This window comes from uncultured Erythrobacter sp., assembly GCF_947502395.1.
In the GTDB taxonomy this organism is placed as follows: Bacteria; Pseudomonadota; Alphaproteobacteria; order Sphingomonadales; family Sphingomonadaceae; genus Erythrobacter.
The window spans coordinates 295,501-320,714 of record NZ_CANMZM010000002.1 but is presented as its reverse complement, the minus strand read 5'-3'; the positions used below and the strand labels follow the sequence as shown (position 1 = coordinate 320,714).

The 25,214-nt window shown below is 56.7% G+C and carries 25 protein-coding genes and 1 tRNA gene; 18 read left to right on the top strand and 8 right to left on the bottom strand.

Annotated features, from left to right (window positions below; translation table 11 throughout):
* Window positions 1–111 precede the first annotated feature (111 nt).
* The 3 genes from Q0778_RS07780 to Q0778_RS07770 all read right to left on the bottom strand — a co-directional run bounded on the left by Q0778_RS07780 (window position 112) and on the right by Q0778_RS07770 (window position 3,817).
* Entirely contained in the window at window positions 112–1,644 is a 1,533-nt protein-coding gene (locus tag Q0778_RS07780) for a Do family serine endopeptidase (RefSeq protein ID WP_298335262.1), read from the bottom strand.
* A gap of 204 nt (window positions 1,645–1,848) precedes the next feature.
* Entirely contained in the window at window positions 1,849–2,691 is an 843-nt protein-coding gene (locus Q0778_RS07775; protein ID WP_298307723.1) for a protease modulator HflC, read from the bottom strand.
* A 1-nt stretch (window position 2,692) separates the two neighbouring features.
* On the bottom strand, window positions 2,693–3,817 hold the full coding sequence (locus Q0778_RS07770) for a protease modulator HflK (RefSeq protein ID WP_298307727.1): 1,125 nt from the start codon (window positions 3,815–3,817) through the stop codon (window positions 2,693–2,695).
* 74 nt (window positions 3,818–3,891) lie between these two features.
* On the opposite strand from Q0778_RS07770, the gene Q0778_RS07765 reads away from it, so the two are divergent.
* The 4 genes from Q0778_RS07765 (at window position 3,892) to Q0778_RS07750 (ending at window position 9,811) form a co-directional block, all read left to right on the top strand.
* Window positions 3,892–4,893 (top strand): Mrp/NBP35 family ATP-binding protein, encoded by a 1,002-nt coding sequence (locus Q0778_RS07765; protein WP_298335260.1) that lies wholly within the window; start codon window positions 3,892–3,894, stop codon window positions 4,891–4,893.
* A 5-nt stretch (window positions 4,894–4,898) separates the two neighbouring features.
* Window positions 4,899–7,193, top strand: coding sequence for a molybdopterin cofactor-binding domain-containing protein (locus Q0778_RS07760; RefSeq protein WP_298335258.1), 2,295 nt, complete (start codon window positions 4,899–4,901; stop codon window positions 7,191–7,193).
* 94 nt (window positions 7,194–7,287) lie between these two features.
* Window positions 7,288–8,322 (top strand): ferrochelatase, encoded by a 1,035-nt coding sequence (hemH, locus tag Q0778_RS07755; RefSeq protein ID WP_298335256.1) that lies wholly within the window; start codon window positions 7,288–7,290, stop codon window positions 8,320–8,322.
* A gap of 79 nt (window positions 8,323–8,401) precedes the next feature.
* Window positions 8,402–9,811: a cytochrome P450 gene (locus Q0778_RS07750; RefSeq protein WP_298335254.1), complete on the top strand. Its 1,410-nt coding sequence runs from the start codon at window positions 8,402–8,404 to the stop codon at window positions 9,809–9,811.
* A gap of 67 nt (window positions 9,812–9,878) precedes the next feature.
* On the opposite strand, the gene Q0778_RS07745 is transcribed toward Q0778_RS07750, so the two are convergent.
* Complete coding sequence (locus tag Q0778_RS07745; RefSeq protein WP_298307744.1) at window positions 9,879–10,049, bottom strand: DUF1674 domain-containing protein; 171 nt, start codon at window positions 10,047–10,049, stop codon at window positions 9,879–9,881.
* 59 nt (window positions 10,050–10,108) lie between these two features.
* Between Q0778_RS07745 and Q0778_RS07740 the strand changes: the two genes are divergently transcribed.
* Complete coding sequence (locus tag Q0778_RS07740; RefSeq protein WP_298335252.1) at window positions 10,109–11,350, top strand: RsmB/NOP family class I SAM-dependent RNA methyltransferase; 1,242 nt, start codon at window positions 10,109–10,111, stop codon at window positions 11,348–11,350.
* Here Q0778_RS07740 and Q0778_RS07735 read toward each other — a convergent pair.
* Window positions 11,334–12,152 carry a hypothetical protein gene (locus tag Q0778_RS07735; protein ID WP_298335251.1) on the bottom strand — a complete coding sequence of 273 codons (819 nt, stop codon included), beginning with the start codon at window positions 12,150–12,152 and terminating at the stop codon, window positions 11,334–11,336. The two genes, Q0778_RS07740 and Q0778_RS07735, sit on opposite strands and share 17 nt — an antisense overlap.
* Window positions 12,153–12,165: 13 nt before the next feature.
* Entirely contained in the window at window positions 12,166–12,711 is a 546-nt protein-coding gene (gene msrA, locus Q0778_RS07730; protein WP_298307755.1) for a peptide-methionine (S)-S-oxide reductase MsrA, read from the bottom strand.
* A gap of 138 nt (window positions 12,712–12,849) precedes the next feature.
* On the opposite strand from msrA, the gene Q0778_RS07725 reads away from it, so the two are divergent.
* The 3 genes from Q0778_RS07725 to folK are packed head-to-tail and all read left to right on the top strand — an operon-like array spanning window position 12,850 to window position 15,081.
* Window positions 12,850–13,719: a hypothetical protein gene (locus Q0778_RS07725; protein ID WP_298335249.1), complete on the top strand. Its 870-nt coding sequence runs from the start codon at window positions 12,850–12,852 to the stop codon at window positions 13,717–13,719.
* Window positions 13,720–13,738: 19 nt separating this feature from the next.
* Window positions 13,739–14,605, top strand: coding sequence for an N-carbamoylputrescine amidase (aguB, locus tag Q0778_RS07720; RefSeq protein ID WP_298307760.1), 867 nt, complete (start codon window positions 13,739–13,741; stop codon window positions 14,603–14,605).
* 11 nt (window positions 14,606–14,616) lie between these two features.
* A complete protein-coding gene (folK, locus tag Q0778_RS07715) occupies window positions 14,617–15,081 on the top strand; it encodes a 2-amino-4-hydroxy-6-hydroxymethyldihydropteridine diphosphokinase (protein WP_298335247.1) in 465 nt (154 codons plus the stop codon).
* A gap of 101 nt (window positions 15,082–15,182) precedes the next feature.
* Here the strand turns inward: folK and Q0778_RS07710 are convergent, their stop codons facing one another.
* A complete protein-coding gene (locus Q0778_RS07710) occupies window positions 15,183–15,695 on the bottom strand; it encodes a PEP-CTERM sorting domain-containing protein (protein ID WP_298307766.1) in 513 nt (170 codons plus the stop codon).
* Between the two features lie 269 nt (window positions 15,696–15,964).
* Between Q0778_RS07710 and Q0778_RS07705 the strand changes: the two genes are divergently transcribed.
* The 3 genes from Q0778_RS07705 to Q0778_RS16340 all read left to right on the top strand — a co-directional run bounded on the left by Q0778_RS07705 (window position 15,965) and on the right by Q0778_RS16340 (window position 18,008).
* A complete protein-coding gene (locus Q0778_RS07705) occupies window positions 15,965–17,476 on the top strand; it encodes a tetratricopeptide repeat protein (RefSeq protein WP_298335245.1) in 1,512 nt (503 codons plus the stop codon).
* A gap of 137 nt (window positions 17,477–17,613) precedes the next feature.
* A tRNA-Lys gene (locus tag Q0778_RS07700) sits at window positions 17,614–17,689 on the top strand.
* Window positions 17,690–17,840: 151 nt separating this feature from the next.
* A complete protein-coding gene (locus tag Q0778_RS16340) occupies window positions 17,841–18,008 on the top strand; it encodes a DDE-type integrase/transposase/recombinase (RefSeq protein ID WP_366519529.1) in 168 nt (55 codons plus the stop codon).
* A gap of 142 nt (window positions 18,009–18,150) precedes the next feature.
* On the opposite strand, the gene Q0778_RS07695 is transcribed toward Q0778_RS16340, so the two are convergent.
* Window positions 18,151–18,423, bottom strand: a complete 273-nt coding sequence (locus tag Q0778_RS07695) for a helix-turn-helix transcriptional regulator (RefSeq protein ID WP_298335243.1) — start codon at window positions 18,421–18,423, stop codon at window positions 18,151–18,153.
* A 480-nt stretch (window positions 18,424–18,903) separates the two neighbouring features.
* On the opposite strand from Q0778_RS07695, the gene Q0778_RS07690 reads away from it, so the two are divergent.
* From Q0778_RS07690 to Q0778_RS07660, 7 genes are all read left to right on the top strand, one after another.
* Window positions 18,904–19,461, top strand: coding sequence for a hypothetical protein (locus tag Q0778_RS07690; protein WP_298335241.1), 558 nt, complete (start codon window positions 18,904–18,906; stop codon window positions 19,459–19,461).
* A complete protein-coding gene (locus Q0778_RS07685) occupies window positions 19,458–20,084 on the top strand; it encodes a hypothetical protein (protein ID WP_298307780.1) in 627 nt (208 codons plus the stop codon). The genes Q0778_RS07690 and Q0778_RS07685 overlap by 4 nt, the downstream gene beginning before the upstream one ends.
* A 22-nt stretch (window positions 20,085–20,106) precedes the next feature.
* Window positions 20,107–21,186: a hypothetical protein gene (locus tag Q0778_RS07680; RefSeq protein ID WP_298307783.1), complete on the top strand. Its 1,080-nt coding sequence runs from the start codon at window positions 20,107–20,109 to the stop codon at window positions 21,184–21,186.
* Between the two features lie 98 nt (window positions 21,187–21,284).
* Window positions 21,285–22,001 carry a C39 family peptidase gene (locus Q0778_RS07675; protein WP_298335239.1) on the top strand — a complete coding sequence of 239 codons (717 nt, stop codon included), beginning with the start codon at window positions 21,285–21,287 and terminating at the stop codon, window positions 21,999–22,001.
* 106 nt (window positions 22,002–22,107) lie between these two features.
* Window positions 22,108–22,887 (top strand): hypothetical protein, encoded by a 780-nt coding sequence (locus Q0778_RS07670; protein WP_298307789.1) that lies wholly within the window; start codon window positions 22,108–22,110, stop codon window positions 22,885–22,887.
* A complete protein-coding gene (locus tag Q0778_RS07665; protein ID WP_298335238.1) occupies window positions 22,884–23,528 on the top strand; it encodes a peptidoglycan-binding domain-containing protein in 645 nt (214 codons plus the stop codon). The genes Q0778_RS07670 and Q0778_RS07665 overlap by 4 nt, the downstream gene beginning before the upstream one ends.
* A gap of 69 nt (window positions 23,529–23,597) precedes the next feature.
* Entirely contained in the window at window positions 23,598–25,022 is a 1,425-nt protein-coding gene (locus Q0778_RS07660) for a hypothetical protein (RefSeq protein ID WP_298335236.1), read from the top strand.
* The last annotated feature ends 192 nt before the right edge of the window (window positions 25,023–25,214 follow it).

The window sequence follows — 25,214 nt, the reverse complement described above, 5'->3', positions numbered from 1 at the left end:
TGACGAGCGACCGCGATACCGGTTTCGGTGATCTCACAAATGATCACGCCAACAAAAAGCCCCCGCTAGCCGAGATGGCTGCGGGGGTTTTTCGTTAGGTTGGCTGCGGGCTTAGTTGCCGCCGAGACGAATGGGAAGGAAGCGCGGAGGCTGACCACGGCGCTGGATGCGCAGCAATACCGCATCGCGGCCATCGGCCTCCGCGGCGGCAATCTGTTCGCGCAGTGCGTCGATTGTTCCAACAGTCTGATAATTGGCCGAGAGGATCACATCACCGCGGCGAAGGCCTTTGCGACCCGAGTCCGAATTGGGATCAACGGCACCAATGACGAGGCCCACCGTATCGGCATCAACGCCTAGGCTGCGCGCAATTTGCGGGGTCATTTCCAACACCTGCAGGCCAAGCTTCTCAGCGATCTGATTGTCCATTTGATCAGGGTTCATCGGTTCTTCCGAATCCGGATCGAATGTCTGCTGTTGTTCCGCCAATTCATCGGCGCTCGGACGACGTGCGAGGGTTGCTTCAAGCTCAACCCTGCGGCCTTCGCGCAAGACAGTTACCGGGATGCTCACCCCTGGATCGATATTGGCGACCAGGAATGATACTGTCTGATCAGAGGTGACCGTACTGCCGTTAATCTCGACAATAATATCACCTGCTCGCATGCCTGAACGTTCTGCCGGGCTGTCATCGGTGACAATCTGGACAAGTTCACCGCGATTGCGGTCAATTCCGAGAGAATCGGCCAGGTCATCGTTCACCGGCTGAAGGCTGACACCCAAATAGCCGCGTTCGATTTCCTGACCTTGCTTGAGCTGATCAACAATAGGTGCTGCAATCTCGCTGGGGATTGCAAAGCCAATTCCGACGCTGCCACCTGAAGGCGAGAAGATCGCATTGTTGATGCCGATCACATTGCCGCGCATGTCGAACAGCGGGCCGCCCGAGTTACCGCGGTTGATGCTGGCATCTGTCTGAATAAAGCGGTCGTAGGCACCACCTTGACCGGTGTTACGATACACTGCCGAGATGATCCCGGAGGTGACCGTGCCTCCAAGGCCAAAGGGATTGCCAATCGCAACCACCCACTCGCCGACACGTGATTCAGCGCTGTCGCCGAAAGTCACGAAGGGGAAGGTGTTGTCCGACATGATCTTGAGAACAGCGAGATCCGAATCAGGGTCTGCTCCGACCAGCTCAGCCTCGTACTCACTGCCATCTGGGAAAGTGACAGTGATCTCTTCCAAACGTGCGCGGTTATCAGGTGCAACTACGTGATTGTTGGTAACCACAAAGCCATCGGCGCTGATGATGAAACCTGAGCCTAGCGATTGGGCTTCACGGCGTTGAGGTTGATTGCCGCCGCGCCGGTTGAATAGCTCAGCGAATGGCGTTCCCGCGAATGGGTTGCGGTTGACTTCAACCGATTGGCGCGTCGCGATGTTGACCACAGCGGGCTGCAACTGCTGGGTCAGGTCGGCAAAGCTTGCAGGGGCACCGGCAACCGGGACCATGCGGTCCATCACACTGGTGTCATTTTGCGCAACCTGCGCTCCTGCCGGGATGCCAGTCATTAGCGAAACCGCTGCGCCGCCAACCAGAAGCGCACTCGTCAGTCCATATACATACCGCACGTTGCTCACGTCCTCTTATTCCTTCCTACATAGGCATCCGAATGGATCGGCGCCTAGGTCTCTTCAAACTACGACCACGTTTAGGCCCCAGATGCACTTAACGGCGTTTGAACGCACAACCACGTTCGTAGTCGGAAGTATGCCGTTGGTCGGTCGAGAGGCGTAAACCTCGGTCAACCTATGCGCATCATTGGCCACGCTTATTGGCCCTAATTATTGCCCGTTGAACTGATTGAAGTACTCATTGTCCGCGTCAAGCACCATTGTGCTGTCGCCGTCTCCATTGATGAAGGTTTGACGATAGCTCTCCATGGCGCGATAGAAATCGTAGAAATCCGGGTCTTTGCCATAGGCGTCTGCATAGGTTGATGCAGCCTGCGCATCGGCTTGTGCGCGGATAATCTGCGCGTTCTTGCGTCCCTGTGCACGGATGGTCTCAGCTTGCTCTTGCCGCTCGGAAATCATCCGGGTGAAGGCCGCTTGCAATGGCGTTCCTTCGGGCAAGTCAGCCGCTTTGATCCGTACATCAATGATCTGCGCGCCATATTCACGTGACTGTGTGTCGAGTGTTTCACGAATCTGGGTCATCGCACTGCCGCGCTCTGCTGTCAGAAGGCTGGCGAAGGTCCGCCGGCCCAATTCCTGACGCAAGGCCGAACGCAAAATCCGGGCAAGCTGCACGTTGAGGCGCGATTCGTCGCCGGCACGCTCAATCATGGTGACCGGCTGAATGATCCGGTAGCGCGCATAGGCGTTTACGCGAAGACGCTGCTGATCACTGGTGAGTACTTGTTCATTGTCCATATCAAGATCAAGCACGCGGCGCTCGACCATTTGCACACGGTCAACGAAGGGAATGCGCCACCAGATACCGGCTCCGGTCTGACCAAAGGGGTCTTCGGGATCGTACATGTTGACGATGTCTTGCGGCTCACCTGTGCGAATGATGACCGCTTGTTTGGTCTCAGGCGTCACAAAGAGCGTCGAGGCAACCCCGACAAGAAGAACGCCTGCTGCGATGATTGGCAGTTTGAAACGGGTCCAAATGTTTTCCATGTTACTGCCCCTCCGTCGCTGGAGTTGTTGGCTGGGCCGAGCGGCGCTCAACCTCGCGCAGTGGCAGATACGGGGTCACGCCATCGGCGTCGATCACGGTTTTGTCAGTCCGGGAAAGCACGGCTTCCATTGTCTCGTAATACATCCTTCGGCGCGTCACTTCCGGGGCGAGGCGATATTCGCCGTAAATCTGATTAAACTGTTCGGCATCACCCTCTGCGCGGGCCAGCAGCCGCTGTGAATAACGACGAGCACCGTTCAATTCACGTTCCGCATCCTGTTGCGCTGCAAGAACGTCATTGAACGCCTCGACTACGCTTTCGGGCGGATCGGTCTTGTCTACTTCGATACCAAGCACGGTAATCCCGGCACCATAGCTGTCGAGTATGCCTTGCATTCGGGTTTGGACATTGGCCTGAATGTCTGCGCGACCTTCACCTGAGATGACCGTATCGAGCGTTTTCTCAGCAACCGATGAACGCATCGCGGTTTCCGCCGCCTCTCGCACGGTCTCCACAGGATCTGCCAATTGGAATTGGAACAAGGAAATGTCGTTGATGTTCCAGCGTACTGAATATGACAGATCGACCAAGTTCTGGTCTCCTGTCAGGATAAGCTTGCTTGGCACTTCTTCGATACGGGCGGCTTCAACGTTCTCTATTTCGACGATACTGATTGGATAAGGATAGGACCAGTTGGTGCCTTGCGAGAAGCTGCCGACATACTTGCCGCCAAATCGGGTGACGGTTGCCTGCTCGCCGGGCTGAACGAAGTGGACGCTTGAAAAGAGGACCCAAACGGCGGCAATTGCGACCAATGCAATGGGTAGCCAGCTGCCGCCTCCGGGACGATCAGGGAAACGAAGTGAAGGGCCTCCACCTCCGCCTGCACGGCGCGGACCTTCGGGGCCTTTATTCTTAAAGATGTCTTCGATGCTGGCAGAGCGACGCGGTTTGTCTCCGCCGCCTCCGCCCGGGAGCCAAGGATTGCGGGGGCCTTCTGAATTGTCTCCCGAAGACTCATTCCCGCCAGAATCCGCCCCACTTCCGCCGGGTTTGCCCCAAGGGTTTTTCTTGCCAGCCATCGCGAGGCCGAATTGTTTTCTGAAACCGTCAAAAATTCGCATGTTCTTTCTATAGGATGCGTTTGCAGGAAAAACAGGGGTTGAAACACGGATTTTGATGTTAGAGGCCCAAAGCCATGAGCAGCGATGAGAACACACAAGCCAATTTGGAGCAAGACGAAGCCCTTTTGCGGAGAGCATTGCCGATTGAGATTCAGGGCCGCGTGCGCTCGGCAAGGCTGAAAGAGGGTCGCGCTATCGTGGTGGCCGAAGCCGGTGATCTGGGTGCCAAGGCACGTGAAGAGCTTGAGAAGCTTATCGAAGATACGCTTGGCGGGCTAACGCAAGTCGAAGAGGTGCGCGTGGCTCTTATCGCGGATCGCCGCCGCCGCATGATAATCGCAGTGGGTTCTGGCAAAGGCGGAGTGGGCAAATCAACCCTCACCACCAATCTCGCGGTCGCTTTGGCTAAGATGGGTCGCAAGGTCGGAGTGATCGATGGAGACATTTACGGTCCCTCCCAGGCGCGCCTCCTCGCCACAGAAAATGCAAAGCCAGAAGCGGATGGCGACAAGCTGGTGCCGGTGGAAAGCCCCCATGGTGTCAAAATGCTCTCTATGGGTAATCTTGTGGCGCAGGGAAAAGCGCTCGCATGGCGAGGACCGATGGCGGGCAAAGCGCTCACTCAGATCGTCGATGCGAAGTGGGACGATACAGAGCTCCTGTTGATCGATCTGCCCCCGGGCACGGGCGATGTGCAGATATCGATGATGGCGGATAGCAAGCCTGATGGAGCAGTTTTGGTTTCGACCCCGCAGGACTTGGCCCTGCTTGATGCTGCGCGGGCTGGTCAACTCTTTGAAGATGGCGACGTGCCGATCATTGGCCTGGTTGAGAATATGGCGGGTTATGCTTGCCCTGAATGCGGGCATGTCTCGAACCCCTTCGGTGAAGGCGGCGTGGAGAAGTTTGCAGGCGCGCTTGAGATTCCCTTCTTGGGTCGTATCCCACTCACTATCGAAACGCGGCTCGCAGGCGATGCGGGCAAGCCACCCGCGGCCGGTGACGATGAGGGCGCAGCTCCCTTCTTGGCGATCGCGAGCGCGCTTGACCGCTGGATCACACAAGGGAAGATATAGGTGCAATGCAGATAACCCGACGAGGTGTGATCGGAGGCGCTGCCATTGGTGGCGCCTTGGTCGTCGCCTGGTGGGCTTTACCGCGGAACTATCCCAATCCACTTACTGCGGCGCGAGGCGAGCATGTGTTGGGCGCGTGGCTCAAAGTGGCTGAGGACGGGGTGGTTACGGTCGCCGTGCCCCAGCTTGAGATGGGACAAGGGATCACCACGCTTTTGCCTCAGATAGTCGCCGAGGAATTGGGCGCAGACTGGCGCCAGATTGCAGTAGAGCCCGCCGCGGCTGCAGCTGCTTATCCCAATACGAAGCTTGCTGAACGGTGGATCGGTCTTTGGGACCCACTTGCTGCTGGCCTGTCTGAGACCAGCGATGCGGTGCTCGCTGAGCGTTTTGCAACGTCAAAAGCGTTTACCGCCACGGCTGATGGAACCTCGTTGGTAGCTTATGAAATGCCTGCCAGAGAGGCAGCTGCTGCTGCGCGAGCCGTGCTCGCAATGGAAGCGGCAGAGCGTTGGGGCACGACATGGGAAGAGTGCGAGGTAGCCAATGGCATCGTCAGTTGGGGCGATAATCGCGCCACATTTGGCGAGCTTGCCGTTGGCGCTGCCGAGCAATCGCCACCCGATCCTCCGCCCTTGCGTCCAGAGCCATCAAGCGGGAATCTGGCTGGAAACGATCCTGATGTGCCGGACATCAATTCTCCACCGCGTATTGATTTGCCTTCGAAGGTCGATGGATCTCATCGATTTGCGGGCGATGTGCGGCTTCCCGGTATGGTCTATGCTGCGATCCGGCATGGGCCAAACAATGGCAGCGAGCTTACCGATTTCGATCCTGATGGCGCGCGCGGTATTTCTGGCGTTGTCGGAGTTGTTCGAAACAAACGTTGGTTAGCTGTCGCGGCCACGACGTGGTGGGCGGCAGATCGCGCTCTGCAAGCGATGGTACCGCAATTCAAGACCGATTTTCCCGTTAACAGCGACGATATCACCGCAAGGCTCGACACGCTCTTGAGCTCTGGTGACAGCTTCAAGATTGCTGAAACTGGCTTCGGCGAAGAGGCGATGACTCGCGTTGATATGGCGCGACGCTATGAGGTCAACGCGTTCCACGCTGCGCCGGTTGAGACCGCTAGTGCGGTGGCGCGATACACCGATGGACGGCTGGAGCTGTGGATCGCATCTCAAGCACCAGAACAAGCGCGTTCGGCTGCGGCCAAGGCGGTCGGGCTGAGCATTGAAGATGTAGCGCTCTATCCGATGTCAGCCGGCGGCAGCTTTGACGCGCGCCTCGAGCATGATCACGCTATTGAGGTAGCGCAGATCGCCAAGGAGCTGGAGCGCCCGGTTCAGCTAACTTGGTCGCGGCGCGAGGAGGTCATCCGATCACGGCCTTCAGCACCTGTCTACACCTTGATCGGCGCGCAATTGGCAGGCGGCGACGAAGGCGGACAGACGAGTGGCGCGATCGACGCGCTCAAACTGCGGGTTGCCACTCCACCATCTACGCATGAATTCGGGAAGCGGCTGTTCGATAATTTGACCCCTTGGGCCGCGATTCGAGAGACCACGGGACAGAAGGATGCCCTCGCCCTCGAAGGGGCTGTGCCGGCTTATGAGCTTCCCAGCGTAACTGTGCGCCATATTCCCGTGGAGACTGGCTATCCTACAGGGCGAGTGCGCGGCAATGCTCATATCGCCAGCGCTTTTGGCATTGAGAGCTTTGTCGATGAAATCGCAGAAGCAAGCGGGCGCGAACCGCTTTCCTACCGCATGTCGATGCTGGGTTCTGATGTCCGCCTCGCCGCCTGTCTCCAGCGTGCGGCATCGCTTGCGGAATGGGGTGGTGGTCAGGACCAAAGCGGACAGGGGTTGGCCTGCTACCGAATAGGAGACCCCGAAACAGGTGGGAGGATTGCGTGCGTTGCTACGGCTCGGCGCGGCGAGGGCGGGCTTCGGGTTGCGCGCTTAGCGGCAGCGGTTGATATCGGGCGGATTGTCAATCTCGATATTGCTCGGCAGCAGATCGAAGGCGGGCTGTTGTTTGGGCTTGGCATTGCGCTAGGCCATTCACCGGTAATGCGCGGAGGTTTGCCAGAAAGCTTTGAATATGCGGACTTCGGGCTACCCAAACTTGCGGATTGCCCTGAAGTTATTGTCGACTTCCTGCCGAGCGCCGCCCGCACCGTTGATCCGGGTGAATTGGGTGCAGCTGTGGTTTCCCCGGCTATTGCGAATGCTCTCTTTTCGGCTACAGGCTTGCGGTTGAGGCGACTGCCCCTACTTTCTGGTGGGCTTTAGGCTCAAATCATGTTGCGTGGGGATCGCGGCAAACTCGATTGGTTTTGCCGCCACGCTCGGACCCGAATTCTATTTTGAAGCGTTCCCAGCACAAATGACTTGGCAAGACCAACATCTCCCGAATGATCACCCGCCCGTTGCGAGCGGCTCCGTTGGCGTGCTTCTCGTCAATTTGGGGACACCTGATGCGCCTGATCCGGGTTCGGTAAAGCGCTATCTCAGGCAATTCTTGTCCGATCCGCGCGTTATCGAAATTCCTTCGATCGCATGGCAGCCGATCTTGCGCGGCATCATCTTGAACACGCGTCCTGCGAAAAGCGCCGCTGCATATTCCAAGGTTTGGACCGACCGAGGCTCGCCGCTTGCGGATATCACTTCGCGTCAGGCGGAGGCGATTGCGAGCCAGTATGGCGACAATGTGATCGTTGATTATGCCATGCGCTATGGTAATCCATCGCTCGATACGCAGCTCAATAAGCTGATCCAAAGGGGCTGTGATCGCATTCTGATCGCACCGCTTTACCCGCAATATTCAGCAGCCACGACCGCGACCGTTTTTGACGAAGTCGCGCGTGTGCTTAAAGGCTTGCGCTGGCAGCCAGCCTTACGGTTCCTGCCGCCCTATCACGATGAAGAGCTCTACTTGACCGCGCTGGCAGATGATTTGACTGCCCAAGTTAGCGCGCTCCCGTTCCGACCTGAGGTTATGCTCTTGAGCTTTCACGGCATGCCGCTGCGGACGCTTGAGAAAGGTGATCCGTATCACTGCCACTGTCAAAAAACCTCGCGGCTTTTGCGCGAACGTCTGGAGGTCCGGCCCGAATGGGAAGGTGTGCGGTTTGAAACCACATTCCAGTCGCGCTTTGGCCCGGCGCAATGGCTTGAGCCAGCCACCGATGACACATTGAAAGCTGAAGGTAAAAAGGGAACCAAGCGCCTCGTCGTGGCAGCTCCCGGCTTCTCAGCCGATTGCGTCGAAACGCTCGAAGAACTTGCTCTCGAAGGGCGGGATGAATTCCTCGAAGCGGGCGGCGAAGAGTTCGCCGTGCTCGAATGCCTAAATGTCTCGGGTCCGGGTGTGAAGATGCTCGAAGCACTGATTCAGCGCGAGCTTTCTGGCTGGGTCTGACATTCGACCTTCCAGACGGGCATTCGATTTGATAAGTTGCATTCCTGAACTGAATTTCCCCATTGGAGCAGACCACACCATGGCGACTTTAGCCAAGCCACAACCCGCAATCGATGAGCCAAGCGAGTTCCCGCATTGGAGCGACGGCGTTCCAACGGATGGCGACATCGCTCACATTCCGGGCGAGGCAGGTCTGCCTCTGGTCGGCAACACATTCAAGCAATTGGCTGACCCACATGGTTTTACGCGCCGGATGGTTGAAACCTATGGCAAAGTCTACAAAACCAAGGCGTTTGGCGGTTGGCATGTCTCGCTGATTGGGGCGGAAGCCAATGAGCTGGTTTTGTTTAACAAGGACAAGATTTTCTCGAGCGAGCAAGGTTGGGGGCCTGTGCTCGATCAGCTCTTCCCACGGGGGTTAATGCTGCTCGATTTTGATCACCATCGGATTGATCGGCGGGCGCTTTCGATTGCTTTCAAACCAGAGCCGATGCGTCATTATTGCGGCTCGCTCAATTCCGGCATCGCGCGCGAAGTTGCTGGTTGGGAAGGGCCGATGCGGTTCAATCCGGCAATCAAAAGCCTCACGCTTGACCTTGCGGCTGATAGTTTCCTTGGCATCCCATGGGGACCAGAGGCAGACAAGATCAACACCGCTTTTGTTGATATGGTCCAGGCTTCTGTCGCACCGGTTCGCAAACCCTTGCCCTTCACCAAGATGAAGAAGGGGGTGGATGGTCGCGCCTATATGGTTGAATTTCTAAACCGCGAAGTGATCCGCCGGCGCAAAGAGGGTGGTGGGCAGGACATGTTCAGCCAGTTCGCGACCGCAACAAAAGAAGATGGATCACTTCTCGAAGTCGATGCCGTGGTCGATCACATGAGCTTCCTGATGATGGCGGCGCATGACACCATCACCTCCTCGGCTACATCCTTCATGTACTACCTCGCGACCCAGCCAGCGTGGCAGGAAAAGTTGCGCGAAGAGATTTTTGCCGTCACCGGCGGTCCCGATGCAGACGGCAACCCGCGCCCGCTTTCTTATGAAGACCTTGGCAAGCTTGAGCTTACGGAAATGGCGTTCAAGGAAACCATGCGGATGATGCCGCCGGTGCCGTCGATGCCGCGACGAGCGCTTAAGGATTTTGAGTTTGGAGGTTATCGCATTCCTGCGGGCCAAGCGGTGGGGATCAACATCTATTGGACCCACCATTCAGACGAATATTGGGACAATCCCTACACCTTCGATCCGATGCGCTTCACACCGGATAAGGTGAAGGCGCGCCACAAATATGCCTGGGTTCCCTTCGGTGGCGGCGCGCATATGTGTCTGGGGCTTCACTTTGCTTATATGCAAGTGAAGATCCTGCTTGCGCAGCTCTTGCAACGCTATCGGATCGAAGCCGAGCAGGGCTACTCACCCGAATGGCAGCCTTGGCCAATCCCGCAGCCTAAGGATGGCTTGAAGATCGAATTCAAGAAGTTGTGAGGCAACGGTGCCGAAGGCCGTCTAGCGAGGATCCACCCGCGGATGCGGGTGCGAGAAACAAGAAACTCTAAAAATCCCAGGCAATCCCGTCTTTCTCCCAATCGCCATAGCGCGTGGGAGACAAGTCGCGCGGTTCATCCTTGTCCGGATCGACCGCCTTAGGCTTAGGCACCGGATCATTAGTCCAATGCTTGGGTTTCTTGAAGGCTTTGGCTTCAGGGGATTTCTCTGTGGTCATCGTATTTATCAAATGCGCAAAGTGGCGCTTTGTTTCAAGGAGCGCTAAGCGAGCCGCCAATGGCACAACCTTCCGGAATTCACGCGCGAAGAGCCGCGCTCAAGATGCTCGATGCGGTGCTGCGCCGGGGGGAAACCCTCGAGCAGGCCGCGCCTGCCGCTTTGCGCGATGTGAGGAAGGCGCCGGATCAGGCATTGGCTAGGGCCATAGCGGGAGAGGCTTTGCGGTGGCTGAGCGATCTCGATGCGCTGATCGACAGCGCGACCAAGAAGCCGCTTCCAGATGATGCAAAGCCGCGCAGTGTGCTGCGCTTGATGTTGGCCCAAGCGTTGCGGCTGGAGACACCGCCTCATGCAGTGATTGCCACGGGCTTGCCGCTTTTGTCTGGTGGTCCGAGGCGCTTGGCTCATGGCGTGTTCTCGACCCTGACCAAGCGCGAGGTGGTTCTCCCAGATGTGCCAACCTTGCCGCAACGAATTCGAGAACGCTGGCCGGAGATGGCGCATGGTCTTGCCCTTCCGCCCGAGGTTGACCTGCATCTGAAGGAAACCGATGAAACCGATCAATGGCAGGCAAAGTTGGGCGGCGTAAGCCTCGCTCCAGGCCATATCCGCCTGCCGCGCGGCACGCCGATTGAAAGGATCGAAGGCTACAAAGAAGGCGCATGGTGGGTGCAGGATTTGGCCGCCCAACTTCCCACGCGATTGCTTGGAGAGGGCAAGGGCAAGCATGTCCTCGACCTATGCGCCGCCCCCGGTGGCAAGACTATGGCATTGAGCGCGCATGGGTGGAGTGTCACGGCGCTCGATATATCAAAGCGGCGTTTGGGCGTGCTCAAAGACAACCTTAAGCGTACATACCTCAAGGCATCCGCTGTGAGAGCTGACGCGCTCCAATGGGAACCCAAGAACCATTTCGATGCGATACTCTTGGACGCGCCCTGCTCCGCGACTGGCACCTGTCGCCGTCACCCTGATGTGCTCCATCGCATCGGCGCGCGCCAGATAGCTGAGATGGTCGAGGTTCAACGTGCTTTGGTCGAGCGGGCTATCGGCTGGCTCAAGCCCGGCGGCCTGCTCATTTATGCGGTGTGTTCGCTTGAACCGGAGGAGGGCGAGGCGATGGCTCGCTGGATTGACGAGACATTCGGGCTAACCCAATTGCCGATAAAGCCAGAGGAACTTCCCTCAGGTCTGCAACCTTCAAAGGAAGGCTGGCTGCGCACCCATCCCGGAATGTTGGCCGATCGAGGCGGGCTGGATGGCTTTTTCGTTGGTCGCTGGACTACCAGCGCAGAGTAATTTCGGCACACGGCTTACCAAGCTGCTCAAGCTCGAAGCCTATGCTGTCCGCCTCGTTCGACGTGATCTTCAGCCGCCCGGGCGTGCCCAGCTCGACGTAGCGTTTCATCGTCATCTCACCACTGGTGTCGATATCCGTGCGGCCCTTGATTAGGAACAACGCTTGGCGTGCGATTTCGTGCAAATGGGTCGAGTTCACATGGTCGCCCGATCCGCCAATGAGCGGATTGCCTGGTGGCAGCCCGTTTTCCTTCGTAACCAATACATCGACATGCGAGTTTTCCGATTGATAGGGCGCGACAAAGGCGCGCTCGTCTTTGACCAATCCCAAAACCTCTCGGCCGGAATATGTGAAGGCCGATGACTGCGTAGACTTGCGCGCTTCTTCCTTCGAGGTTTTGCGCCATTTCTCGAAATTGCGATTGCGAAAAACCACACCACGTCCGTGGATGGAGACCACTTTCGCGCCGTCTTTGTTAAACAGATCGAGGAAATAACCGAGGCTGTCATCCTGGCCATCGCGGCAATACACGCCGCGCGTGGCATGACCTGCGCTTGCATCACCAAGCTCCCAATCAATCCAGGTGAGCGCCGTCCACTTGGTTTTTTCCCACCCTTGCAAGGCACTTGCCGCACCCACGGCTGTCCAGAAGCTTTGCGTTTGGACCACCACTGGATGATGCGGGGGCAGGGTTAACCATGGGTTTGCCTTCGCATCTTGGGAGCATTCAAACGCGACCGTTCCATCCTTCTGTACCTCGTGCGCGCAGGAATAAGGATTGGTGGGATGTTGCTGCGCCATCGGCCCTTAGCCTCTAGCTCTTCACATACTTCTGAAAGCTCTTGCGCAGTTTCATGATCTTGGGCGGGATCACCGCGAGGCAGTATGGATTGCGCTGGCCTTCGCCGTCCCAATATTCCTGATGGTAGTCTTCGGCAGGATACCAAACAGCAGTTTGTGCATCGCCTTCGAGGCCCTCGATGGTGGTCACCGCCGTTTTTCCATTCTCATCATTCCAGCGGGAGACCGCAGCCTGTGCTTCCTCATCTTGCGCAGCGGAAAGCGGGAAAATGGCGCTGCGGTACTGCGTGCCTATATCATTGCCCTGACGGTTGAGCTGGGTTGGATCATGCGTTCCAAGGAACACGTCATAGATCTCTGCGAGACTGATGGCGGAGGGGTCATAGGTCACGCGTATCCCTTCGGCGTGGCCGGTGGAGCCGGTGCACACCTGCTTGTAGGTCGGATTTGCGACGGTGCCGCCGATATAACCGCTCTCAACTTCGCTCACACCCACGACATCGCGAAAGACCGCTTCGGTGCACCAAAAGCATCCGCCTGCGATAATTGCCTGTTCCATATTGTCTCCGATAGTTTTCTTGCGCCAAGACATAGGAACGACAGCTTATTTCCGAAAGACCTTTACGCATCTCTTGTCATGCGCCTGTCAAACCCTAGAGTTACAAACAGAGAGTTCACTTAGAGAGGATCCCGACCCATGAAACTTAAGTTTATTGCCCCGCTAGGCTTGCTCGCCGCTGGCTCTGCCATGCTCGCTGTCGCCACCCCCGCTATTGCCGACGAACACTCTGAAGCCGCAGCGCCAAGCCTTTCCGATGTTCTGACTCACGAGCGTCGTGATGATGACCGTGCGCGTGATCAATATCGCAATCCGGAAGAAACCCTCGCATTCTTTGGTGTTGAGCCAACTATGACAGTCGCCGAATATGCCCCAGGCGGAGGTTGGTACACCCGCGTACTTGCGCCCTATGTGATGCCGGCGGGCACCTACATCGCCTTTAACGGGGACAGCGATGCGCGCACTTACAACACCCGCGCTCAAGAAGCCCGTTCCAAAGGATGGACCGAGAACTTCAAGCAGAGCATCGCCGATGGGATGGGTGTCGATGCAGAAGATGTCATGGCTTTTGAAATTGATGAAATGCCCGAAGAGGCCGCAGGCACTGTCGACCGTGTTCTGATCTTCCGTTCGATGCACGGTCTGAACATCAGCAACACTGCTGATGATGTGATCAAGGCTGCGCGCATGATGCTCAAAGATGATGGCATGGTCGGTGTGGTTCAGCACCGGGCACCAGAAGGGGCATCATGGGACGATTATGTTGCTCGCCAGCGTGGCTATTTGCCACAGGACGTTGTCGTAAAAATGTTTGAAGCCAATGGTTTTGAACTTGCTGCCGAAAGCGAAGTTAACGCCAACCCCAATGACACGGCCGATTATGAAGGCGGTGTGTGGACGCTTCCACCCTCGTTCGGATTTGGTCGTCAGAGTGAAGAAGAAATGGCTCGCCACCGCGCCATTGGTGAGAGCGATCGGATGACTTTGTTGTTCCGCAAAACGGACTAACCTTCTAAAGGGCGGCGGCATGAGCACTCTCACTGTTGCCGCCTTACAGCTATCACTTTCCCGTCCGGATGAATCGGCAAACATCGCGGCTGTTTCTGCACTTGTAGAAGAGGCCGCGAGGCGTGGGGCCAAGCTGATCTTGCCGCCTGAGCTGTTTTCGGGCTCCTATTTCTGCCGTGAAGAGGACGAAGCGCTGTTTGCGCTGGCCCGGCCCACGGCCGAGCATCCCAGCGTTAGCGCGATGCAGGCACTGGCGGCGAGGCTTAAGGTGACAATCCCCACAAGCTTCTTCGAGCGCGATGGGCACCACTATTACAATACTGTCGCGATGATCGGGCCCGATGGGGTAATCATGGGTACTTATCGCAAAAGCCATATTCCTGATGGGCCGGGGTACGAGGAGAAGTTCTATTTCCGGCCTGGCAATGACGGGTTCAAATCCTGGGATGTGTCCGGCGATGACGGCGCAAATGTCCGCATCGGCGTGGGCATATGTTGGGACCAATGGTACCCCGAATGCGCGCGCGTAATGGCATTGCAGGGAGCCGAGGTGCTGCTCTACCCGACCGCGATTGGCTCCGAGCCTTATGATGCGGATTTCGATACAAGCCGCATGTGGCGCAGAGCCATGGTCGGCCATGCGGTTTCGAACTGTATGCCAGTGGTCGCATCCAACCGGATTGGTAAGGAAGGCGAACAAAGCTTCTACGGTCACTCCTTCATCTCCAACGAATGGGGTGATCTGGTCGATGCATTTGGCGCTGACGAAGAGGGCGTGCTGGTCACGACACTCGATCTGGTGCGCGCTGCGAAGCATCGTGCTGGCATGGGTTTCTTCCGAGACCGCCGCCCGCAGCTTTACGGCCGTATCGCAGAAGATGTTTGAGTGAAGTACCCTTGAGCAGCTCCTACTTGGTCGCGCTGGGTTCCAATCAGCGGCATCATTCCTACGGTTTCCCACGCGATGTAGTGCGTGTGGCAATGGAGGAACTCGCAGCCCTTGGCACAGTCACTGCCCGTTCGAGAGTGATTGCCACCGACCCGCTAGGGCCGGCGCGGCGCCGCTTTGCCAATGCAGCTCTTGTGCTCGAAAGCGAATACGATCCGCCAAGTCTTCTCAAAGGGCTCAAGCAAATTGAGCGCACCTTTGGGCGCAGACAGGGCAGGCGCTGGGGCGACCGTGTGCTTGATCTCGACATCGTGCTGTGGAGCGGCGGGGTGTTTGCTGAGCCCTTGCTCACTATCCCGCACCCTGAATTCAGGTCTCGCGACTTTGTTTTGAAGCCAGCCAATGAAATCGCCCCAGCTTGGCGCGATCCCGTGACAGGTTTAAGCGTCCGGCAACTGTGTGCACGGGTCTAGGATCACGTCTAAGGTTATCCAAAAAAGCAAAGCGCCCCGCCGGAGGTTCCGACGAGGCGCTCTTGCACTTACAGAAGGACCAATTCTGTGAGACTAACTTCTTAAGCAGCGGCGGCCTTGCGGCGACGACGGCCAAGACCGAGCGCTACGAGAGCAAGACCAAACAAGCCGAGCACGCCAGGCGCTGGTACATCAACAACCCGATAGTCAGCGATTCCGCGAACATAGTCGCCAGCCACAACCGGGTTGCCCCACCACGACCAGAGATTGATACGGCCGCTGCCTTGCGTCTTGATCACCCATGGGTGAGTGCGATTGCCGTTGCGAGTTGTCGGAGTGAATTCTTGACCACGGATGGTTCGCGTCCCCGTCATGTTGGAAAGCGTGAAATTGAAGCTGGGATTGTTGCCGCCCTGGAAACCTTTAAGGTCAGCGCCTTCGAACGATACATTGATGTCATCACCAATCCATGTTCCGGTCCCTGCTTCGCTGTCGATGGTCAGGATATCACCATCGCTCATTTCATACTCGAAGATTGCTGCCGAAGCAGGTGCAGTTGCCACCATAGTCGTCGCAGCCAGCGCAATCGCAGTGGTCTTGATTGCCGTTTTCATCCCATATCCCCTAATCCGTTTGCGAGCACCAACAGGCCGATCGGAAGTAAGACCTGAGCGCATAAATTGGTTACCGGGAGAACAAGCAATCGCCGTGCCAAACGATATGGAATCGAAGTTTTCCGGTTAGTCTGGTGGTTAACGTGCGCACGGCGTATCCGGATTCTGTCAAGAATTCCGACATTAAGGCCAGCCCAAAGAAGCCGTTAACCCAAATCAGCTAGATCGCCACCATGACTTTGCGCCAGACCCTCCTCCGATTTGGAAGCGTGACCGCCTTGCTTCTGAGCCCCGTAATTTCCGGGTGTGACACAAGCCCGGGCGATCCCTTCACCGCTGCGCAAGAGGCACTTGCATCTGGCCAACCACGCACTGCGCTCGACTTGGTGGGCAAGGCGATAGATGCTGACCCGAACGACCCGGCGGTGCGCATGCTCGCCGGCGATGCGGCAATTGCCTTGGACAATCCAGACCGTGCCATTGCAGAGTTTCAGCGCGTGCCAGAGACGCATACTGAATATTCGCTCGCCCGCGCCAAGCTTGCCGAAGCGCAGGTGATGGGCAACTACATGGCCGCCGCTGGCGAGACGGTTGGCAGTCTCACCATGAACAATGCGCTGGCTTACACGGCCACAATCGCATTCCATCTGGCTAATGGTAAGATCGAGGAAAGCTATGAAGTCCTGGATGAAGGACTTGCAAAATTCCCGGACGACCCACGGCTCGTGACAATCGATGCGGAGCGTTTGTGGAGTGAGGGCAAGGCCGAGGCGACCTTCGCCCGGATTGAGCCGGTCCTCGCACTTCAACCGGTAGTCAGTCAGGCGCATCTCTTTGCGGGGCAATTGCGACTGGGTCTACGAGATGTACAGGATGCCAAGCGCCATTTTGAGAAGGTGCTTAGCGTGCGGCCGATGCATCAGACCGCAATGCTTGCGATGGCAGCCATCGCTCGTGACGGGGGCGACACACAGGAAGCGGGCAACTGGATCAACAAAGCCAATGATGCCGGGCCTTCGCACCCCATCGGCCTCTTGTTCGCTGCGCAAATGGCATTTGACGCCGGCGACCTTCTGCGAGCCTTTGAACTGATTGAAAGTGCGCCGTCTGACTTTGCCAAACAGCCGGAGTTCACGCGTCTGCGCGGAATGATTGATGCCGGGCGCGAACAACACGCAATGGCCTCGCTTGCTCTGAGCGATTACGTCGAGGCAACCGGCGGTGATCCCTTCGCGCGCCAGGTGCTCGCCAACAGTCTGGCCGAACAGCAGCAATTCGACGCGGCGTGGGAGGCAATCGCTCCGCTTGTCGAGCATCCGCAATCTGATCAGAAGGCCCTGATCCTAGCCCTTGCGTTGGCAGAGAAGTCGGGGAAGGGCGATCCGGCAACCATCCGCGCCAAGATCGACGCGCGTAGTAATGCACCGTCGCTTGATACGGAGATGCGCGAGGCAGCCGCTGCCATACGTGCTGGTGACTGGGTCACGGCCGAACGTATCTATGCACCATTGTTCGAAGGGGCCGGGCAATCAAACCCGGCGCTTCTCAACAATGCGGCCGCTGTGAAGACCAAGCTGGGTAAGCATGACGAAGCAGTTGCCCTCGCGCGCCGGGCTCTTGCAGAGGCCCCGACAAGCCCGGAAATACAAGACACATTGGGCTGGGCTTTGTGGAAGAGCGGCAACAAGGCCGAAGCACGCAATTGGCTGCAAAAGGCGTGGGAAGGCGCTCCCGGCAACCGCGAAATCGCCGAGCATTGGGCGATTGCGAACGCCAGTTGACCCGTATTGGGCTGGACAAAGCGCAACAATCGCACCCAAGCAGGCTCTGATGGCTTGACCGACCGCCTTTGCCTCCCTAGTTGGGCGCTCTCACGAGACATGAGATTCTCGTCAGTACCGAGTTACCTCGCAATTGGGGGCCCTTAGCTCAGTCGGTAGAGCAACTGACTTTTAATCAGTAGGTCGCTGGTTCGAACCCAGCAGGGCTCACCACCTTTTTTCAAATTAAGAAGCGGTTCTGTCGTCTCCACCTTTCAGGGTGATCTCAGAGTAACGGGACCGGGCCAATTCTGCTCGTCTCTCCTACTCTTTTGGAACTCCCATTTAGGCGAAAGTCTCTCATTTCTTGGTCTCTGACTGAGACATGCGCGAGAATGACAGCAGCGCCGACTCAGCAGGTGAAGTTAGTCTGGCAACACCGTTTGCGAACATCGATTGCGAGAAGCAATACCTCTGGCGAGCAGTGGCTCATCGAGGTGAGATTCTCGAATGCGAGGCCACCAAGAAACGGGATCGGTCAACCGCTACGTGACCTTGGTCGAGCGGCAAAACTGGTAGCTCGAAGAACTGCAAACGTAGGGCGCAGCGTCTCTGATGAAGACGAATTTGAGTCAGGTTGAATGCACCACAAGTAGGGACATGATTCCCATTTGCGCTCCATGCCCAAAGCCTAATCAAGCGGATAGCTTGTTTGGGTCTTGCTCAATCGTTCTCTCGCTGTCTTCGACCGTCAACAGCCCGGCAGCTATCGCCTTGCTAATCATGTGCACACGGTTCTTTGCCCGCATTTTTAGGCGCGTGTTCTCAATGTGCCGCTCTACAGTGCTTGGAGCGATCCCCGCCCTTTGTGCCATTTCCTTCGTCGTTAGTCCGAGAGCAGCAAGCTTCAAAATTTCAGTTTCGCGAAGCGTCAAATGCAAAGGCTCATCGTCGTTATCTATGATCACAAGTCTATCCTCCTACCGCAAGACATAGTTCATCGCAGACCCAAGGAATGTGATTCTAAAGCAGGCGATCTTCGTTCTCGATCACGCGTATCGCCTTGATCGAGCCTCCCATTATTTGCTTGTGACGGGTCGCCCCCAAGATTTTACAATACATCAAGGTCAGTAGACACGGCTACTAAGAAAAGTAGAATTTCATTTTTCGAACGAACTTCTGAGCCATAGCTCTGATTTGTTGCATTAATTTCAAGCGACGAGCTTTGATTCTGATCAAATGGACGGCACAGATTTCGCGTGATCATCACCTGATATGGGTGTTTTTCAGGTGAGGTTTTTGCTCAAGGAGAATCACGTTGGCGAATCGACCTTGGAACTAGGCCCAAGGGATTCGTTCGGATAGTCTTACTCTCAAAGCCAGTGCAGTCTTCCTCACGCAATAGGGGGATTCGGCAAACGCCTTTTCCCTAAATTGGGAGAGGGATCATGCATCGCAATCTGCGAAGCAATCGGCTGCGTCCATTTGGCGCAGTTGGCCGATTTTCGGTTATCGCCGCAGTGGTTTCAGCTGCATTGCCTATGAGCCTTGCGGCTCAAACGGCGCAAGCCGGTGGCGAACCATCACCGGGCAGCTTGCTAATCACACGCGACGTGCCAACGAGGCCTGCACAAGCGACCGGATCGGGGGACATTCTCGAAGTGTCTCTGATTCCCAATCAGGCCTTCGAAGGCGCGATCAGGCTGGGGATTTCCGAGCTTGATGACGCTCAGGCTGCGTTGATCACTTCATCTGCTCTAAACGGGCTCGATCAATTTTCTAAGATCAACTCCGCAAATGGCACCACCGACTCGTTGGCATCCGACACGCTCGAACGAAGTGGGCTGGTCTCGTTGAATGGCCTTGCCGAAACGGGCGGTGGATCAATCGTTTCAAACTCGATTGGAACAGGCCTTGGTTCGGCAAACGCTGCGGTCAATAGCGCACTGGGGTCAGTATCAAACGCATTTGGCGCAGCCGGTAATGCAAACGGTGGCGGCCAATGACGGTTGTCCCACGCCTCGTAGGCTATGCAGCTTGCATCATCGCATTTGCTCAAGCTTGCCCGGCCGTCGCGCAAGATGCAAACGACACGGTACCGGCGAAGGTTGGCGATTATATCATTGTCGATAGCGGAGAGAACGGGTTTGAGGGCGTAAGACACCTCAACATCGCCGCCGGAGACGGCAACCAACAGGCAAATATAGCGTCAATCGCCACCGGTGAGGCCGCGATAAACACAGCGGCCGTTTCTCAACTTGGAGAAAACACCAGCCCGGAGTCTGGCCGCCGATACGAAGCACAAATCTCGAAAGATGCCTTTGCTGGAAGCCAGGGCCTGACAGCGATCAATATCGCGGCGGGTTCCAACAACCAGCAGGCCAACATCGCCATGATAACAACAGGATTGGAAGGGCGGGTCGCATCAACTGCGATCCTTTCGCAGACCCGCGCTTCCTCCGAGCCGTTGAGCACCAACGACGCCTCCGCACAATCGGAACACATTGCCCGGATTGATCCGGACGCGTTCCGCGACAGCAGCGGGATCGTCCAGGTGAGTATCATCGGTGGCACGGGGAACGCCTCGGCCAATGTCGCTGTGCTGTCCATGGAGGTCGGCACGAATTGAAGCACTATGAAGGAGAAAGACAATGCGTAAACATGTGCTCCTGACGGGAGTAGCGGCAGCAGCCGTAGCCTTCGCACCGACATCCGTTCTTGCACAGGATATCGTGGCAGATCTCGTTGACGAAATTGGAGACTCACTCGAAGAGCGGCCAGATCCCGGACTAGAACTTGGTCTCGAAGGCACTGTGGAAGTGCATTACGAGAACGAAATCGAAACGGAGATTGAAACCGACATCGATTTCACCAAGGATGTGACCCTTGCGGGTACCGTCAATCTCAATGGCGACATAAACGTCGATGCGGCGGCTGTTGCCGTGGTCGACAACAAGCAGTCCCTGGTAGGCAACACTCTCTGGTTCAACGAAGAGAATGAGCTCAACGGTGAAAACGGTTTTGTCGATCCGATCTTCGGCCCAGGTATCAGCGAAGCTGGTCAGGATCCGAATGATGGGCTGGTCGATGGTGAAGTCCAACCGCAGATTCGTGCTGGCTTCTTCGCGCCGCTGATTAACACGATCGCAGGTTTCTCGGTCGATGTTGAAGGCAATGTCGGGATCAACCTGTCGGCAGGTAACTTCAATATCCAAGAGAACATCGCTGCCCTCGCAGTCTCGAACTTCGAAGGTGACGATGATGATACTGGCGGCATGGCAGAGGCATCGCTTACCGCGCTGCAACTCACCACGCTCAACAACATCAACGATGATCCGAACACGCTGGAGGAAGATGACAAGAACAACTTCCGCACCCGCAACACGGTGTTCGATGGTGATGCTACGATCAATGCCAACGGCAACCTTGGCTTGAATGCAGCTGCTGGCAACATGAACTTGCAGAAAAATGCTCTGGTTCTTGCTGTCGCGACAGATGCGGCAATGGCTGAGGCAACTGCTGGTGTCATCCAGGCGAGCGTTGGCAACTTCGCCAACATCCAGGATGAGACGAACATCATCAATGCCGGAACTTACACCGGCTCGGGCAATCTTGGTGTGAACCTCGCAGCCGGTAACTTCAACCAGCAGATGAACTCGCTGGTCGCAGCGGTCGGTGAAGCTGGCGCCGGAAACGGCGGCGGTGCCGGCGGTGGTGGCGACGGCTCTTAGAGCCCCCAGAGACGGCTCATAAAACGGCCGTCCAAGGACAGGGGACCTCGATCACAGCGGTCCCCTGTCCTCCCCTTCACCGTATGAGGCAGTTCGAGATGCGTAAGCTCACCACCCTTCCTTTAAGCTGTTTGTGCCTTGCCAACCTGCCAGGCTGCGCAACCGCGCCAGCAGGGATTCAGCCCTTTGCCGTGGGTCAGGAAGGCTTGCGCACTCAACCCGTCTACAAGACTGTCTCAAGTTGGCGGATGCGCAAATTCACCAATCTTGTGCGCCAACAGACCGATTTCAGCTGCGGGGCGGCCGCGCTCGCGACAATTTTCAACTTCGCTTACGACAAGAACACCAGCGAACAACAAGTGCTCGTCAATATGCTCAAGATCGCGGACCCTGATGTGATCCGGGAAAAGGGTTTCTCGCTGCTCGACATGAAGAATTACGTGCTTGCGGTGGGAATGACCGGGCAAGGCTATGAGGTCGAGTACGACGCCCTTCAAAGGCTGAAGGTCCCGGGAATAGCTCTGATAGATATCAAGAATTACAAGCATTTCGTAGTCGTTCGCAAGGTCAGCGAGGACTTCATCCAGATCGGCGACCCCGCGCTTGGCAACAGAACAATGTCGCGCCGTAGATTTGAGGATGCTTGGAACAACGTGATCTTCGTCATCGTCGGGGAAGGTTTTGACCCAGACACCGCGCTTCTCAACCCACCACCGCCCCTTTCCGCTGCACGCCTCTACAGCTTGCGCTCACCAGTCCCGAACGCCGAGATCTACGACCAGGGTTTTGGGCCCACCTACAGCTTCGTCTTCTAGGAGACTTAAAATGGAACACGCCAACCTTCATCACTGCAGTCCAGGCAGATCGATGCCGGGGCGTACGCACAGACTTGCAGGTCCTCTGATGTTGAGCGTCTGCTCCTTGAGCCTCATCGCAGCCAGTCCGCCCGCAACCGGGCTTGAAGGCTTAGGCCGGGAGGTCTCCGACAATGAACTTTCCGAAATGCGAGGGAAATTCGTGCGGGCTGACAATATTCACTTTTTCGGGGTCGAGCTTCTCCAGAGCTGGCAGAGTGCCAATGGGGTGACGGTCCTCGCTATGCTGCGGTTCAATGTCGACTTCGCGAATGGAGCGGGCAATCTGGAGGGCGCTTCACCGATGATCCAGATCTCTTGGGACCGTACCTGTGCAGATTGCGGTGATGCAACCATGGATGTGAGCGGTCTGCAAGCGGAGAGCAGTCCTGGCCTCGCATCAAATGCGGTAAATTCAACATTCTCCATCGGTCGGTTGGAAGGTGTCGAAGGCCTGGTCCAGACCCAGGAAATCGCCGGGTCAAACAACAACGTGCTCAACACATTAAATGTATCTGTAGTCCCCAGTGGATCGATTCAATCGCTCCCAATGGAGGAGGTCTCGTTGATCGATTCCAGCGCGTCTTTGGTAACCGATGGCGGCGAAATCATCGATTTTCAGGTGGCCCGCGATCAGCTGGGCATCGTGATGACGCGGGGCAACGAATCCGTCCGACAAGGGATAAGCGGCGAGATGAATCAGGCCGCCCAGCACGTTCTCCTCCAGAGCAGCCTAAATTCGATCCGCAATGAAATGGCGATCACCATCGGGGTCGATGATCTGCGTCGCGCTCAGCAACATAACGTCCAAACAGCTTTATCGGCAATGAAGGGGAGAGGGATGTGACGGATTTTCTCGGGGTAAATCAAAAAGCCTATGATCGCACCAGGTTGTGGGTTGCTGGATTGATGCTGACGACCGTCACGTTCTGCCTGCTCTTTGGTACAGCAATGGTGCGGGCTGAAACTGCCGATCGTCAGTTCGCTGTAGAGGGCGCGGGACGGGCCAGTTGCGCGGCCTACTCTGACGCCCGGGAGAACAACCCTCAGCGGGCCGCGCGATATCTCGGCTTCATCGAAGGGTATCTCACGGCTGCCAACCGCTATGAACCCAACACATTCGACCTGGCACCCTGGCACACAGCTGAGGCCTTCGCGCTAATCCTTGATCAACATTGCAAGCAGTCCCGCGAAGACGGTCTCGCGATGGTCGCGCAGCGACTTGTCGTGTCGATGATGCCGCACAGGTTAGCGAGCGAATCCGAATTGGTGGAACTGCGTCAGGGTGAAAAGAGCGTGCTCGTCTATGAGAAGATCATTCGTCGCGCGCAAAACCAGTTGGCGCGGCGAGGCCTGTTTGCAGGCGAGCGCGACGGAAAGGACTCGCCGGAATTCCGCGAGGCCCTGAGCCGCTTTCAACAATTGGCGAGATTGGACCAGAGCGGCATCCCAGATGTCGCCACTTTGTGGGTCCTGCTGCATCCTTAAAGGTCAAGAAAACGAATGAGACGGATCGCTGTTTGAGAAGGATTTGATTGACGGGAGGGGAGAAATCAAATGTCGAAGATCAAAAACCAGCGTGCTGTGGCGCTTTTGATTGCGACCGCATTACCACTCATTGCAAATACAGAGGCCCATGCGCAGGAGACGAGTCCTGCCCAGCCCGGCACACCAAATATCGGATATGAAGCAGTCCCGCTGGACGATGAAGTAACCGATAGTAGCGCAATGGAAGCTGAGATCGCGGACCTGCGCGCACGAGAGGTGCTGGCACAGGAACGCATAACCGATCTCGAAGATCGACTGGAGCGGCTCGAGAAAGTTGCTGGTTTGGCGGGCGCTCATCCCCTGAACTCTGACGAGCAGGCGGCTATGAGAGGTCGCGGCCTTGGGCCGAATGTGATGGCCCCCGTTTATCATGGCAATCAAATCGAACTGCAACGAGGCCCGCGGCACTTCGTCAATACCGAGTTGCAGGACCAAGAAGATGCGCCACAAGATGCGGAACCCGGGCGCAGGCGTGAGCCGGCACCGTCACAATCGGTCACCGATATTACTGAGGATACACAGGGCTATTTCGGGCGGCGATTCAGTTTTGAGACCGGGGTCAATTACACTCATTTCGACGATGCGCGTATCAATCTCAGCGGGTTTCTCGCGCTTGATGCAATCTTCCTAGGGCGCATCAGTGTTGATGAGCAAAGCTCAGATATTATCACGACAGATTTCACTGGCCGCTTTGCCCCTACTGATCGGCTACAGTTTGATATCAGCGTACCGTTGATTTATCGTTCATCGGTGTTTCAATCTGGTGGAGCAGGAGGAAATGCCGCGGGTTTAGCCGACGCGCGCGTTGAGGAATTCGGCCTGGGTGATATCAGTTTTGGGGCGAGCTATCGCCTGTTGCAGGAAACCGTGCGCAGACCCGATGTTGTTCTCAATGCAAGGGTGAAGCCTCCCACGGGGAGGGACCCGTTCGGAATTGAGCTAGTCGAAGTCGTGGGCACGGAGGGCAATCTCGAGGTGCCAGCCTCGCTGTCAACTGGCAGTGGTGTCTGGGCCGCTTCAATCGGAGCCTCAGCGCTCAAAACGCTGGATCCAATGATTGTGTTTGGCAATGTAACCTACTTCCACAATTTCCCAATGAGCTTTTCCGATATCGACGAAATCGAAGGAGACCAGCCCGGCAGTGTGGACATTGGCAATTCGATCCAGTTTGGCGCAGGGCTCGCCTTTGCGCTGAATGAGAAGTCGAGCCTCTCGAGCAGCTTTACCCTCCGCTTTGGCGATGAGACGCGTCTGCGTTTTGTCGATGAGGAATTCAGCGACGTCATCGGTAGCGGGTCGACTGTGGGCCTCCTCAATCTCGGCGCGACCTTCGCTTTGACAGAGAGGGCCTCACTCCTGACTAGTGTGGGTGTCGGGATGACAACAGACGCACCGGATTTCACAATAAGTGCAAGGGTTCCTTTTCGGTTTTGAAGAGAGATTGGGCCATTCACCGTCTCTTCCAGTCAAACGAGCACACAGCACTAGCCTTTAACTGACCGCCGAGGGGCGCCGATGGACTGAGCCGTCTCCGCATCTAGGAACCGCTCAGTCGCGAACTGGCGAAGCTGGATTTGATCCTCCGTCTAGAAGTTGAACTCGGCCGTCACATAGAACCGGCGCGGG

Bases quoted from the DNA above. Each gene is read 5' to 3' on its own strand.
- Q0778_RS07775 (WP_298307723.1), bottom strand. From the start codon at position 2,691: ATGGAAAACATTTGGACCCGTTTCAAACTGCCAATCATCGCAGCAGGC.
- Q0778_RS07770 (WP_298307727.1), bottom strand. From the start codon at position 3,817: ATGCGAATTTTTGACGGTTTCAGAAAACAATTCGGCCTCGCGATGGCT.
- Q0778_RS07765 (WP_298335260.1), top strand. From the start codon at position 3,892: ATGAGCAGCGATGAGAACACACAAGCCAATTTGGAGCAAGACGAAGCC.
- Q0778_RS07760 (WP_298335258.1), top strand. From the start codon at position 4,899: ATGCAGATAACCCGACGAGGTGTGATCGGAGGCGCTGCCATTGGTGGC.
- hemH (WP_298335256.1), top strand. From the start codon at position 7,288: ATGACTTGGCAAGACCAACATCTCCCGAATGATCACCCGCCCGTTGCG.
- Q0778_RS07750 (WP_298335254.1), top strand. From the start codon at position 8,402: ATGGCGACTTTAGCCAAGCCACAACCCGCAATCGATGAGCCAAGCGAG.
- Q0778_RS07745 (WP_298307744.1), bottom strand. From the start codon at position 10,049: ATGACCACAGAGAAATCCCCTGAAGCCAAAGCCTTCAAGAAACCCAAG.
- Q0778_RS07740 (WP_298335252.1), top strand. From the start codon at position 10,109: ATGGCACAACCTTCCGGAATTCACGCGCGAAGAGCCGCGCTCAAGATG.
- Q0778_RS07735 (WP_298335251.1), bottom strand. From the start codon at position 12,152: ATGGCGCAGCAACATCCCACCAATCCTTATTCCTGCGCGCACGAGGTA.
- msrA (WP_298307755.1), bottom strand. From the start codon at position 12,711: ATGGAACAGGCAATTATCGCAGGCGGATGCTTTTGGTGCACCGAAGCG.
- Q0778_RS07725 (WP_298335249.1), top strand. From the start codon at position 12,850: ATGAAACTTAAGTTTATTGCCCCGCTAGGCTTGCTCGCCGCTGGCTCT.
- aguB (WP_298307760.1), top strand. From the start codon at position 13,739: ATGAGCACTCTCACTGTTGCCGCCTTACAGCTATCACTTTCCCGTCCG.
- Q0778_RS07710 (WP_298307766.1), bottom strand. From the start codon at position 15,695: ATGAAAACGGCAATCAAGACCACTGCGATTGCGCTGGCTGCGACGACT.
- Q0778_RS16340 (WP_366519529.1), top strand. From the start codon at position 17,841: ATGCGCGAGAATGACAGCAGCGCCGACTCAGCAGGTGAAGTTAGTCTG.
- Q0778_RS07690 (WP_298335241.1), top strand. From the start codon at position 18,904: ATGCATCGCAATCTGCGAAGCAATCGGCTGCGTCCATTTGGCGCAGTT.
- Q0778_RS07685 (WP_298307780.1), top strand. From the start codon at position 19,458: ATGACGGTTGTCCCACGCCTCGTAGGCTATGCAGCTTGCATCATCGCA.
- Q0778_RS07680 (WP_298307783.1), top strand. From the start codon at position 20,107: ATGCGTAAACATGTGCTCCTGACGGGAGTAGCGGCAGCAGCCGTAGCC.
- Q0778_RS07675 (WP_298335239.1), top strand. From the start codon at position 21,285: ATGCGTAAGCTCACCACCCTTCCTTTAAGCTGTTTGTGCCTTGCCAAC.
- Q0778_RS07660 (WP_298335236.1), top strand. From the start codon at position 23,598: ATGTCGAAGATCAAAAACCAGCGTGCTGTGGCGCTTTTGATTGCGACC.